Genomic DNA, 13080 nt, shown 5'->3' with positions numbered 1-13080 from the left:
TGGCAGATCTCTCGGCCGGGCATGTCGGACAGGATCGCGGACATGCCGTTGTCGGACAGATCCTCGCGGCCAACCGCGGGGATCCTCCTGCCGGCCGGCGACCAAAACGGGAACCATGTTGAACGTGTCCGCTCCACCGTTAAGGGAGTGACGAGAAGGACTGCTCACTACCAGACGCTAGGCGACGTCCAGCTTCACCCGCCTCGACCTGCCGGCGGCCATATTGCCGGGGCGAGCAGTTCATCACCCGCTTGAAAGCGGTACTGAAGGACTTTTCGGATTCGTAGCCAAGCGCCAACCCGATCTCGGCAAGCGACTGACGCGTCGAGGTCAGCCTGTCCGCCGCCTGCATCATGCGCCAGCGCGTCAGATAGTCCATCGGCGAAAGGCCAACCCTTTCCTTGAAGGTCACCGCGAAGGCGGTGCGCGACATCCCAGCCTCCCTGGCGAGGGTCTGCAGCGTCCATCGCTGGCCAGGTGCTCCGTGCATTGCGGCGATGGCCGCGCGCAAACGCTTATCCGCGAGCGCGGAGAGCCAGCCTGCTTCCTCGGCCGTCCGGTCGGACAGGTAAAGCCGCAGCGCCTGCACCAGCACGATCGTCGCCAGTTGCTGCGCGACGATGAAATCGCCGGGCTGTCCCTCCGACAGCTCCTGCCGCATGCGCTCGACGCACCAATTCAGGGTCGCGCTGCCAGGACGATCACGGATGTGCAGGAGTGGCGGAAGGACGTTCAAGAGCAGCTCCGACTGGCCCTCCGACAGCGTGAAGTAGCCGCCAATGCTGAGATAGTCGCCACCGCCATTGTAGGTGAGGATGCGGCCGCTCGGCCGTGGCGGCAGGATCTGACTGACATCGACCGGCGCGACCGACAGGTCGCTTGCGATCCGGAACGGCCGGCCACGCGGCAGCAGGAAACATTCGCCGGCGCTGACCTGAACGGGAGACTCGCCTTCCACCGATATCCAGCACGAGCCGGTCACGACGGCGTGAAACTTGATCCCGTCGTGCGGCCCGAAACTGATCGCCCAATCGCCCCCCGCATCAAAGCCGCCCGACACATAGCCGCGCAGCTTCAGGAGCGAGAGCACATCCGAGAGTGCATCCATCCGTGACTTCCTGAACGATCGAAAACCATATTCGAACTATGCGGCATGGATCGTTCCCGATCAACGGCCTAAATTGGGTTTGAAGTCAAATACAGGAGAAGCGCCATGCGCATATTCGTGACCGGTGCCACCGGCTTCATCGGGTCCGCCATCGTCCGCGAGCTCGTCGAGGCCGGGCATAACGTCACCGGGCTCGTCCGCTCAGCAGAGGCAGCTGCGAAGCTTGAGGCGGCCGGTGCGAAACCCCAGCGCGGCGGAATCGAGGATCTGGAAAGCCTCACCCGCGGCGCCGGCCGGGCGGACGGCGTGATTCACACCGCCTTCTTCCATGCCTTCTCGCACGCCAGTCTCGCAACGCGCCTGCGGGTCATGCTCGGCGGCAGCCCGACCAATATCGTCAAGCGGTTTATGACTGCCGCCGTCGAGGCGGACCGGCGCGCGATCGAGACGCTCGGCAACGCGCTGCGCGGAGATCAGCGATCGCTGGTCATTGCCTTTCCGACAATGGCGATGGTTCAGGGACGGCTGGCGGTTGAAACGGATCCCGCCGATCCGAATGCTGTGGGCGGTCTCAGGGCCCGATCCGAGGGGGCAGCCCTGGCGCTCGCAGCCCGCGGCGTGAAGGCCACGATCGTTCGGCTACCGCCTTCGGTACACGACGAAACCCGGCAGGGCCTCGTCACCCAGTTGATCGCTATCGCGCGCAAGAAGCGGGTCTCCGCCTATGTCATCGGCGATAGCGAAAACAGGTGGGGCGCTGTCCATCGGCTCGACGCATCGCGCCTCTTCCGCCTCGTCCTCGAACAGGGCGAAGCCGCCACCTGCTATCATGCGGTCGCCGAAGAAGGAATCCCGGTGCGCGCCATCGCGGAGGCGATCGGCAGCCACCTCGGAATCCGCGTCGAAGGTTTGTTTCCGAAAGACGCACACAAGCATTTCGGCTGGCTCGCGCCCTTCGTCAGCGCCGACAATCCGGTGTCCAGTGAACTCACGCAGCGGCGCCTGAACTGGCAGCCGACCCATCCGCGGCTCATGGACGATATCGGCGCGGCTCTCCGCAACGCCGACGCGCGGGCATCATCGGCCCTCGCCTGAAGCGAACCCAAAGGTACAAGCACACTCACATTCCTGCATGACTTCGGTCGCGGAACATCGCGCGCGCTGAAGAACGTCGCTGCTCGGCCTGCGGACAACAAAGGAAAACCTCCCATGCGATTGACCAAACTACTGCCCCTTGCCTTCACTCTCGCGCTCGCTTTTGCCAAGCCGAGCCTGGCGACGCCTGTCGCCTCCGGCGTTCCCGGGATGCTCTTCGACCATGATGTGCCGATCACCATGACCGATGGCCTGCAGCTGCGCGCCAACATCTATCGCCCGGAAAAGCCGGGCCGGTACCCGGTCCTGATGCTGATAGGCCCCTATGGCAAGGATACGAGCCTCGCGGATGCGCCCGCCTACAAGACGTCGTGGGCGAAGCTGATCGCGAAATACCCCGATCTCTGCAAAAAATCCTCCTGCCGCTACATCCGCTTCGAGGCGCCCGATCCAGAACGCTGGGTCGCGAACGGCTACATCGTCATCCATGCCGATGTCCGCGGCGCCGGCGCCTCACCAGGCGTGCTCGATCCCTTCTCGCCGCGCGAAACGCAAGATTATGCGACGCTGATCACCTGGGCCGCGCGGCAGCCCTGGAGCTCGGGAAAGGTCGGCCTGCTGGGCACGTCATTCCAGGCGATCAATCAGTATCAGGTTGCCGCCTTACACCCTCAGGGTCTTGCGGCGATCCTGCCGTGGGAGGGAGCCTTCGATCAGTATCGTGAGATCGCCTACTATGGCGGGATCCTCAACGTCGCCTGGGAATATTGGTGGACTCATCAGGTGGTGCCCAACCAGAATGGCAACGCAGAAACGCCGCTCATCGACTCCATCGATGGCGGCAAGGATACGGGGGCGCCTCTCCCTCCTGATGTCTTGAAGCAGAACCGCGTCGATCCGGTCGAGGCCTTCGCCAAGCATCCGTTCGATGATGCCTATTATCGCGAGCGAATCCCCGACGGAAGCCGCATCACGGTGCCACTGCTCGATGTCGCCAACTGGACGGACTGGAGCACGCAGGGGTTTCGCTCTGCCGCCAGCAAGCAGAAATGGCTGCGCATCCAGACCGGCGATCATCTGACGCCCTTCTATTCAGACGAAGCGCTGGCGCTGCAGAAGCGCTTCTTCGATCACTTCCTCAAGGGCGTGAACAACGGATGGGAGAAGGAACCGCGGGTGGCGTTGCAGATCCGTCGTCCCAACGGAACGGCGTGGCGCGGTGCCGCGGCATGGCCGCTGCCTGGAACCCACTGGCAGCGTTATTATCTCGACGCGGCAAACGGATCGATGGACCCCGCGCTCGGAACTGCCGCACCCGCGGAGAAATCCTATCTCGGACAAGGCGACGGGCTGACGTTCACCTCCGCGCCGTTCACTGAGGAGACGGAGTTCACCGGCCCAATCGGCGTCAGGCTCTGGGTCGGTTCCTCCACAGCGGACATGGACATCTTCGCGGCCGTGCGGCTGATCGATCCGCAGGGCCGCGACGTCGCCTTCATGGGCAACAGCGACCCGAACGTACCGCTCGGCCTCGGCTATCTGCGCGTGTCGCACCGAGCGGTCGATCCGGCGCGCTCGACCGAGTATGCTCCGTTCCATCCGCATCTGACGTCGGAGCCGATGACGCCCGGGCAGCTTTACCCAGTGGATGTGGAATTCACCGAACCGACGAGCATCGTCATTCCGAAGGGCTATCGCCTGGTCTTGACGATCCAGGGCAAGGATTTCGACTACGGCCCAGGCGCCAACATCGTTCGCGCCAAGGACTACGATCTTCCGAACTCCAACAACTCCGGGCTGTTCTTCGCCGCGCATCCTAACCGCGACGCCACCCTCTATGGCGGGACGGATACGCTGGCGACGGGCGGAGAGCATGCATCCTATCTGCTGTTACCGCACATATCGACTCGCCGATGACAGGAGGCGATCAACCGCGTTCAACCCGCTGTCGTTTCGCGCTAAATCGGCTTCTTCCTCACCTTGTCTTACCAGCGAGGCTGATCACCGCGCATAGCAGATCAAGCGACACTGTTCGACCGAGCCCATCCGCGCCTGACAACCCATGCGATCGGCAACCCAAGACCGAACATATGGATCAGCAGGGCCGGCACGAAGGGCATCGGGGTCACCGATGCGGGTGTCGTGAAGGCACTAAGCGGCAATACGACAAAGCCCATGAAGAAGAACTGGATGATGCCGAGCACAGGACCACCGATCCACGTCCAGCGGTTCACCACCGGCACTTGCCAGACGACCAGCGCGTAGACGACGGCTGGAACGACCGACACGAAAAAGTGGAGCAACGTCCCGAAGACGAAGCCGGTCGCGCCCGCATAGGCAGCCATGCCCATCAGGCTGCTGGCTGCCAGTTGCATCTCAGGTACGATCCCAACGCCGCGGGACAGTTGCAGGATCAGAACGGGCACGAGAACGATCACGCCAGCAGTCAATCCAGCGCTGAAACCGACTGAGACGGCGCGGGACAAATTGTGCTCCAGACGCGTTGTTGAAGACGTCGCCTTGTCGGTTGTTTGATATTTCGTGGGCATGGGGCAGCTCTCCGGATTAATCCTACGAGACGAATTGAACTTGATCGCGTTGATGAGTGGAACTTCCTCACCTCGCGGACACGTTGGTGTCACGCGAGCTTGCGAGGCTGGATGGAGGTCAGGCGGCTCCGCCCAACAGGAAACCATGGCCGTTCTGTCAACGTGACATCGCCTGAAGACCTGGCTCAGACGCGCAACGCGGCGGCGACCAGGCTCTGCAGCGAAGTGGTCGGACGACCGATCAACCGCCCTAACACACCACTATCGTCGAACAGCGCACCGCGCGAGGCAGCGGCGTCGGCATCGGCCAGAAGAGCGGCGAGGTCGCCTGGCAGGCCGGCGCCCGTCAGGACATCACGATAGGCAATCTCGGACAGGTCGTTGTAGACGACGGCCTTGCCCGACTGGCGCGAGACCTCTGCGGCAAGCTCAGCAAGGGTAAAGGCCTGGTCGGCTGCAAGCTCATAGGTCTTCCCGGCGTGCCCGTCAGTCGCCAGCACCACGGCTGCCGCCTCGGCATAGTCCTGCCGGGCCGCGGATGAGAAACGCCCATCCTTCGCGGCGCCGACGAAGGCGCCATGCTCTAGTGCTGCGGGGAGCGCCATAAGGTGGTTCTCGGTGTACCAGCCGTTGCGCAGGATCACCGTGGACAGCCCAGAGGCCGCGATGACCTCCTCTGTCTGGCGATGCTCGATTGCGAGCCTTGCCGGCGACGTGTCGGCGTGCAGCATACTGGTGTAAGCGATCAGCGAAACTCCGTTCGCTTTGGCTGCCTCGATCACAGCGCTATGCCGCGGAAGACGGCCGCTGACCTCGGTCGAGGAAATCAGCAACAGCTTCTCCACGCCGGCCAGCGCCGGACCAAGCGTGTCGGGCCGGCTATAATCCGCCTCGCGCACGATCACGCCGCGCTCAGCCAGATCGCTGGCCTTTGGAGGATTGCGAACCGCCGCGACGATCCGGTTGGCGGGAATGATTTTCAGCAGCGCCTCGATCACGAGGCGGCCAAGTTGTCCGGTTGCTCCAGTTACTGCGTACATCGTTCAGTCCATTTCGTGGTTGCGATGAATTCGATGGCCTTTACATAGCGGCCATCGTTACCAGGGGAAACCACGTATCTTGCGGTTACCTCTATTTTCCGGTAACCAACTGGAAACTGCCGTTGAAGGAAGGACGATGGTACTCAAGGTACGAAAGAAGGTGGAGACGCCTCCGGGCTGCCCCATGTCCAAATGCATGGATCTCCTTGGCGGCTGCTGGACGCCGGAGGTGCTCTGGTCCTTGAGCGAAGGCTCACGCCGGTTCTCGGAATTGCGCCGGGACAATCCTTTCATCTCGGCGAAGGTGATGACGAGCAGGCTGCGGGATCTCGAACAGCGCGGCGTCCTCACGCGCAAGGTTTTACCGACATCACCGCCCACCGTAGAATACGAGTTGACCGAGTTGGGGAAGGAACTCCTCCCCGCAATCAGATCCATCGTAGAGGTCGGCACGCGCCTGCTGTTGCGTGATTCTACCCCCTAGCGCCGTTGACGCGGATGCTTACTTTGCAGCCGGTGACATCAGGGAACGCGCCGGCGATGAAGGACGCCGCCCCTCCAATCCGACGGTGCGGCACCCGCTTAACCGCCTGCTCTGCCCAAAGGATGGGACCGATTGCGTTAATTGCGCGATGCCGCAGCTTGACCGCAAGATCTCGAAACGAAGTTAAGCGTCGGCTCTTGCGTAAATGGCAAGCTTCAGCGCTGGATTATCGTTTGCTTGATCGGATAGCGAAGGTGGCCGGTTCGTAGAATTCGGTGTGCTCCACACTGCTTGCTAACCTTCAGGCTGATCGGTCTTAAGGCCGAGCGCGAATTTGATCCCGGCGGGATGAGGCTTCATCTCGCCCATCTACGTTTTTAACCTGACCATTACTCAGTTGGATGGGAGATAGGAGCGTCCCTTCAGAAACGCGACGAACGCGCGCAATGCCGCTGATTGATGGCGCCTGCTCGGAAAGTAGAGATAAAGCGCCTCCAGCGGCGTAGACCATTCGGGCAGGACCCGTGACAACTTTCCAGCGGCCAGGAGGTCGGACACGCTCGCAGCCGGAGCGCTGACAATTCCTAAGCCCCTTACAGTCAGCTCGATCTGTGAGGCGAGATCGTGAACGATCGTTGCCGCGGGCGGCGCGATCTGTACGGTCTCGCCTGCGGATTGCAGGATCCATGGTATGATCAAGCCGGTCGTCTGACTGCGGCACACCACGGCGCGGTGACCGAGCAGATCGCTTGGGAGATTTGGTATCCCTCGGGCATGAAGATAGGCAGGTGAAGCGACGAGAACGGCTTCTGACTTCGGGGCGACTCGAACTGCCACCATGTCCTTCTCGAGGCAATTGCCATAGCGTAATCCTGCGTCGTAGCCTTGCTTGACGATGTCGATCATGCGCGCCTCGACCGCGATCTCGAGCTCCACCTCAGGATAGGTGTCCTGAAAAGCCGCCAGTGCTGCGGCGATGAGCAGGTCGAAGGGCGCGCGCGGCATGGTGAGGCGCAAGGGGCCAGCTGGCCGACCACCCCGCCGTGCGGCCTCCTCCGCCGCTCGCCTCAATTGCGACAGGGCAGGAGCCGCCGCGAGCAAATAGTCGGTACCGACTTCCGTCAAACTCAAACTGCGGGTCGAGCGGCGCAAAAGCGGCGTGCCGAGACGCTCCTCGAGGCTTCGGATCGCCTGGCTGGCCGCGGATGGAGAGATGCCGAGACACCGCGCTGCTTCGGAAAAGCTACCAGCTTCGGCCACGGCGACAAACACAGCCACGCCTTCGAGGATATTTTTCTGTCGCAAGTGATCCACCTTGAAGTTTTGCTTCATACTTCATGTGTGATTTCAGGCCTAATCGCAAGCATCTGCTCGGGGTACGGTTGCGCATGCCTACGATCCAACACCATCCCGTCGAAGGTCCGATCCTGATCGGGCATCCCGACCAACGGTCCATCCCCCTCGTGACCGACGCGGCCGTCCTGGCGGGCGCAGCGGGGGGAATGCTCTCATCAACGCTGGTTTCCCGCACCTTCAGCACGCCCCGTCAGACAACGCATTACATCGAATGCGGGCCGGCCGACGGACCGCTGATGATCTTCCTCCACGGCTGGCCGAGCATAGGTTTGATGTGGCGCGCCCAGATGAACGCCTTCGCCGCCGACGGGTGGCGCTGCATCGCCCCTGATCTTCGCGGCTTTGGCAGCTCTTTCGCACCTGCAGCCAACGATGCCTATACCATCGAGGAAATCGTGGCGGACATGGCGGAGCTCCATAACCACCTTGGCCGCGAGGCTGCGATCTGGGTTGGCCACGACTGGGGCAGCATCGTAGCCGGTGCCTTGGCCGCGCATGAGCCGAAACGCTGCCGTGGCGTCGTACTGATCTCGTGGGCGTATTTCCCCGACGGGAACGCCCTGCCCACGCTCGTTGCGCTGGTCGATCGAACGATTTACCCCGCCGACCAATATCCGGACGGCCAATGGGACTACTATCGGTACTACACGACGCATTTCGACACGGCGGTGGCTGATCTCGACGCGGACGCGGAAGCATCGTTGGCATCGATCTTTCGATCGGGCAGCCCTGCCGCCGTCGGCGAGGTTTCGCCATCCGCGAAAGTCACCCGCAACGGTGGGCGCTTTGGCGCCGCACACCGAGCCCCACCCACCCGGCCCGACCCGGCACTTTGGCCGCCGGCGGACTTCGAAGAGCTGGTGCACGCGTTCAAGCTTCGCGGCTTCCTCCCTACCTGCGCGTTGTATCTGAACGGTGATGCCAACACCGTCTACGCGCGCGGGGCGCCCAATGGGGGCCGACTGTCGCAGCCGGTGCTGTTCGTCAACGGCGACTTCGATCAGATCTGCAGCATCAACGGAAATGGTCAGGGCGACCCGATGCGTGCAGCCTGCCGAGACCTTACCGTGGCGAGTCTGTCCTGCGGGCATTGGCTGCCGTTGGAGCGCAAGGAAGAACTCATCCAGGTCATCCGACGCTGGCTCCAGAGCAAAAAACTTTAATGGCGGTATACGAAGCAGCTTGAACGAAGACTCAAGCGAGCAACGGTGCTGTATGTCGACAGCCCCGTGGCGGTGCTCCACTTTCTCGCCAACCACGAACACGACGCCCCGGCTGAACTGAGCGAATTCCTCGTCAACGCCTCGGAGCGGATGGAAGGCTTCCGTGTGGTGGATGGAGTGTTTTCGCGAATCCCGCAGACGATCGCGGTGCGCAAACGCGCCATTACCGCTTCGCTCTTCTTTACGGACTTCAGCCAGGGCAGCATCTCACTCATATGTCGTCGCTCGGGCGCATCTGGGGCCAACCATGCCCAAGGAGCTGTCCATTCATCGCACTCAAGGCGGCGGCCCGACGGAAGCGCGAAGGATCAACTGGCACTCCATCTTCAGCCTCACTGGTGGCTTCTTCGGCTGCATCACCTTTTCCAAAAGCTCGGAGACTGCCCAGCGGCCCATATCCTCGTGCGGCAGCTTCAATGTTGTGAGCGGCGGCAGGATTTTTCGAGCGAGACTTTCATCGTCGAAACCAACGACCGAAATGTCGTCGGGAATCCTCAACCCACGCATCCTGATCGCATCATAAGCGCCCATCGCGACCCGGTCGGAAAAGCAGAAAACCGCCGTCGGCGGCAGCGGCAGATCGAGGAGCTGCAGCATCTTTTCCCGCCCGAGATCGAGCGACCAGGCTTCCGAAAGGATCAGTTCCGGATCGACGGCGATATCGTAGGTCGTCAGCGCCTGGCGATAGCCGCTCAGGCGATCGCGCGCCGCTTCAAGCCGCTGCCTGCCGGCATCGATCATGGCGATGCGGCGATGGCCGGCCTTGATCAAGGCTTCCGTCGCCGCATAACCGCCGGCATGATCGCCTGGAATGATCGAAGAGAACTCGGCCCGCTGCTGATGGCAATTCAGAAGGACGGCCGGATAGTTGCCAAGGTTGGAAGGCAGCACCGGCGCTAGCTGGGTGATGAGCGTGGCGTAGATTACGCCGACGATCTGGCGCCGTCCGAGATAGTCGAGAATGGATTCGGCGAATTCGACCTGTCCGCCCGTCACGACGGTGAGCGCCGCCAAGCCCTGCTCTTCCGCCGCGCTCCGAACACCTTCTATCAGTGGCGCGGCATGCTGCGAGGCCATGAGATCGTCTATCAGCAAAACGATGATGCCGCCGATCGGGTCATTGGCCGGCGCGGTCTTCTGATAGCCAAGTTCCGCGGCGACAGCCAGCACGCGCTCGCGCACTTTCTCCGAGACCCTTTTGCCGGGCGCCTCGTTCAGCACCAGTGAAACCGTCGCATGCGAAACGCCGACCTGCGAGGCGATATCGGACATGGTCGGTCGTTTCATCGTCTTGTCGTTCACTCGGTTTCTTTCTCGGACTCAAGGGCAGTCTGCGCGCACGTTAGGAAATCTGACGGACAATGTGAAGCTACGGCCCTTGCAGAAGTTACGTTTATAAGTTACGAAACTTTCGTGTAACTTATTTTGTGACTTAATCCAACCGAAAAGCTCGCGGCCATGACCATCGCCTCTCGCCGTTTCGCCGATACCCGTTCCGGGCCGCGTGCGCGCCTGTCTCTCGACGGAACCTGGGACTTTCAGCTGGAAGGGCGGACGCCGACGACGATCGCCGTGCCCGCGCCCTGGCAGGCTCATTTTCCGGATCTGCGAGCCGCGGCCGGCGTGGCAACCTATTCCCGAGCCTTCACCGTGCCGCAGGAATGGCTTGGCCGTCAGGTCATCGTGCATTTCGGCGCCGTGAATTATTTCGCCGAAGTATCGGTCAACGGCCGCGCGCTCGGTTCTCACGAAGGAGGCTATCTGCCCTTCGAATTCGTTATCCCTCCCGATCTGTTGACCGGCGAGTTGCGTCTGGATGTGAAGGTTACGCTGCCAAGCGCCGATGTCCGGGCCTTCCCGGATTTCCCGTTCGACGAGATCCCGCACGGAAAGCAAAGCTGGTACGGAATGGTGGGTGGCATCTGGCAATCGGTCTGGCTGGAATGCCGCAGCGAGGCCCATATCACCCACCAGGCCATTCGGGCCGATCTCGCAACGGGCGATGTCGCTATCGATGTCGAGCTGGCAGCGGCTTTTACCGGCGCCTTGAAGATCACGATTCTGCATCGTAAGGGTGCGGTCGCAGCTTCGAGCGAATTTGCGCTCAACGACAAGGCCCGGTTTTCGGCTGCGCTCAAAGTCGCCGATGTCGAAGCGTGGTCGCTCGACGATCCCGTTCTTTATCGGGCCGTTGCCGAGCTATCCGAGGGGGGCAACGTTATCGATGCCGCCGAGGAGAATTTCGGTTTTCGCACCTTCGAGGCAAGGGATGGAAAGTTCTTTCTGAACGGGCAGCCCTTCTACATGCGCGGCGCGCTGGATCAGGATTATTATCCCGAGGGTATCTATACACCGCCGTCGCTGGAATTTCTGGAGGATCAGGCGCGCAAGTCGAAGGAGCTCGGCCTCAACCTCCTGCGCTGCCATATCAAGGTTCCCGATCCACGCTACTACGATGTGGCGGACCGGTTTGGCCTGCTGGTCTGGACGGAGATTCCAAACATTCAGACCTTCACCGAAAAATCGGCGAAGCGCCTGCTCGATACGATGGAAGGAATTCTGCGACGCGACGGCAATCACCCTTCCATCGTGATCTGGACCATCATCAACGAGGATTGGGGAACACGCCTCGTCGAAAGCGCCGATCAGCGAGCCTGGTTGGAAGGCGCCTATCACTGGCTGAAGAGGATGGACCCGACACGGCTGGTCGTTGACAACTCCGCCTGCATTCCGAACTTCCATGTCGTCTCCGACATAGACGACTATCACTATTACGCCTCGGTTCCGGAAATGGCACGCGAATGGACCGACTGGGTATCGGCTTTCGCCACGCGGCCCGCGTGGTCCTATTCGCCGAACGGCGATGCGAGCCGGCGCGGCGACGAGCCGCTCGTCGTCTCCGAGTTCGGCGTGTGGGGTCTGCCGCATCCCGACAAGCTCAAGCAGGACGGCAAGGAACCTTTCTGGTTCATCAATGGCCTGGAGTGGGACAGCGACGGCGCGACCTATCCGCATGGCGTCGAACAGCGCTTCCGCACCTATCAGTTCGACAAGGTCTTTCCGTCCTTCGGCTCCTTCATCGAGGACACGCAGTGGCATCAGTTCAATGCGCTCAAATTCGAAATCGAGGAGATGCGCCGCCATGCCTCCATTCAGGGCTATGTCATCACGGAGCTGACCGATTTGCACTGGGAAGCCAATGGCCTGATGGACATGCAGCGCAATACGCGCGCCTACCACAATCGCTTCCACGAGATTAACACCGATGTCGTCATCATTCCGCGCATGCAGCACTATGCTGTGTGGGCAGGCGATACCGCCGATGTAGAGCTCGAAATCTCGACCGGTGGCAAGGCAATCCACGCGGCCGAACTGAGCTGGAGCGTCGATGGGACGGACGCTGGAAAGATGGCGATCCCGGCTATTAGCGCGACCTCGGTGCATCATCTACCGGCAATTTCTCTGCCCTTCACCGCCACCATGGCCGGCAGGCAGATCAGCATCCTGTTTACGATCACCACCGGCGGCAAGGAGATTGCGCGCAACAGCTTGGACGTCAGCGTCTATGGCAGCCGCTCGAAGCCGGCCCTTTCCGTCTTCTCGGCCGAACCCGCGATCGCGCAATATCTGGCAGCGCTTGACTATGCGGTCGTCGAGGCCGGCAAGGCGGACGTGCGGGTCGCGTCTTCTCTCAGCCAGGCCGATATCGACGCTATGGAGCACGGCGCCCGGTATGTGTCTCTCGCCGATGTGGGCCCGCTGCCGTTCGGCAATCTGCGCAACGATCAACCGAACTGGAACTATCCGACCGGCGGCGATCGCGGGCAATCCATGCCGCAGATGCGCGTCTCCGAACGCAACGGCACCATCTGGAAAGGCAATTGGGTCACGGGCTTCAGCTGGGTGAAGCGTTCGGGGAAATTCGAGCGCATGCCGGGCGGCCCGTTGACCGATCTCTCCTTCGTCGGCGTCAACCCGAACCGCGTCATCACCGGCTTTCGGCCGATCCATTTCGACGGCTTGGTGCACGCCGGCACGATGGTGGGCTGGATCCACAAGCCATGTGCAACCATTGCCGAGAGGGAGGTTGGCGCCGGCCGTATCGTCGCCACGACCTTCGGCCTGATGCGTGAAGCGGCCGGTGTCGATCCCGTGGCGGCAACCTTGCTTGATTGCATCATCGAGACGGCAGCCGGATAGGTGGCCAAAGGATTGAACCGCGGCA

Annotated in this window: 10 protein-coding genes; 5 read left to right on the top strand and 5 right to left on the bottom strand. The window is 61.9% G+C overall.

Features of this window, described 5'->3' with window-relative positions; genetic code table 11:
* Window positions 1-139: 139 nt before the first annotated feature.
* The gene (locus tag FBZ97_RS27400) at window positions 140-1108 is read right to left on the bottom strand and encodes an AraC family transcriptional regulator (RefSeq protein WP_113352120.1); all 969 of its coding nucleotides are present in this window, start codon (window positions 1106-1108) and stop codon (window positions 140-142) included.
* Window positions 1109-1213: 105 nt separating this feature from the next.
* On the opposite strand from FBZ97_RS27400, the gene FBZ97_RS27395 reads away from it, so the two are divergent.
* Window positions 1214-2203 (top strand): SDR family oxidoreductase, encoded by a 990-nt coding sequence (locus tag FBZ97_RS27395; protein WP_145323019.1) that lies wholly within the window; start codon window positions 1214-1216, stop codon window positions 2201-2203.
* 114 nt (window positions 2204-2317) lie between these two features.
* On the top strand, window positions 2318-4120 hold the full coding sequence (locus tag FBZ97_RS27390) for a CocE/NonD family hydrolase (protein WP_145323017.1): 1803 nt from the start codon (window positions 2318-2320) through the stop codon (window positions 4118-4120).
* Between the two features lie 101 nt (window positions 4121-4221).
* Here the strand turns inward: FBZ97_RS27390 and FBZ97_RS27385 are convergent, their stop codons facing one another.
* Window positions 4222-4752 carry a hypothetical protein gene (locus tag FBZ97_RS27385; RefSeq protein ID WP_197044222.1) on the bottom strand — a complete coding sequence of 177 codons (531 nt, stop codon included), beginning with the start codon at window positions 4750-4752 and terminating at the stop codon, window positions 4222-4224.
* Window positions 4753-4937: 185 nt separating this feature from the next.
* Window positions 4938-5792, bottom strand: a complete 855-nt coding sequence (locus FBZ97_RS27380; protein WP_113421484.1) for an SDR family oxidoreductase — start codon at window positions 5790-5792, stop codon at window positions 4938-4940.
* Between the two features lie 136 nt (window positions 5793-5928).
* Between FBZ97_RS27380 and FBZ97_RS27375 the strand changes: the two genes are divergently transcribed.
* Window positions 5929-6276, top strand: a complete 348-nt coding sequence (locus tag FBZ97_RS27375) for a helix-turn-helix domain-containing protein (protein WP_113395642.1) — start codon at window positions 5929-5931, stop codon at window positions 6274-6276.
* A 393-nt stretch (window positions 6277-6669) separates the two neighbouring features.
* On the opposite strand, the gene FBZ97_RS27370 is transcribed toward FBZ97_RS27375, so the two are convergent.
* Window positions 6670-7581: a LysR family transcriptional regulator gene (locus FBZ97_RS27370; RefSeq protein WP_183811474.1), complete on the bottom strand. Its 912-nt coding sequence runs from the start codon at window positions 7579-7581 to the stop codon at window positions 6670-6672.
* 83 nt (window positions 7582-7664) lie between these two features.
* Between FBZ97_RS27370 and FBZ97_RS27365 the strand changes: the two genes are divergently transcribed.
* Window positions 7665-8795: an alpha/beta hydrolase gene (locus FBZ97_RS27365; RefSeq protein ID WP_246661864.1), complete on the top strand. Its 1131-nt coding sequence runs from the start codon at window positions 7665-7667 to the stop codon at window positions 8793-8795.
* Between the two features lie 336 nt (window positions 8796-9131).
* Here the strand turns inward: FBZ97_RS27365 and FBZ97_RS27355 are convergent, their stop codons facing one another.
* Window positions 9132-10157 carry a LacI family DNA-binding transcriptional regulator gene (locus FBZ97_RS27355; RefSeq protein WP_246661863.1) on the bottom strand — a complete coding sequence of 342 codons (1026 nt, stop codon included), beginning with the start codon at window positions 10155-10157 and terminating at the stop codon, window positions 9132-9134.
* Between the two features lie 156 nt (window positions 10158-10313).
* Here FBZ97_RS27355 and FBZ97_RS27350 point away from each other — a divergent pair, with 156 nt between their 5' ends.
* Entirely contained in the window at window positions 10314-13055 is a 2742-nt protein-coding gene (locus tag FBZ97_RS27350) for a sugar-binding domain-containing protein (protein ID WP_145323013.1), read from the top strand.
* The last annotated feature ends 25 nt before the right edge of the window (window positions 13056-13080 follow it).

This window comes from Rhizobium sp. ERR 942, assembly GCF_007828395.1.
In the GTDB taxonomy this organism is placed as follows: domain Bacteria; phylum Pseudomonadota; class Alphaproteobacteria; order Rhizobiales; family Rhizobiaceae; genus Rhizobium; species Rhizobium dioscoreae.
This window is presented reverse-complemented; position numbering and strand designations above follow the sequence as displayed.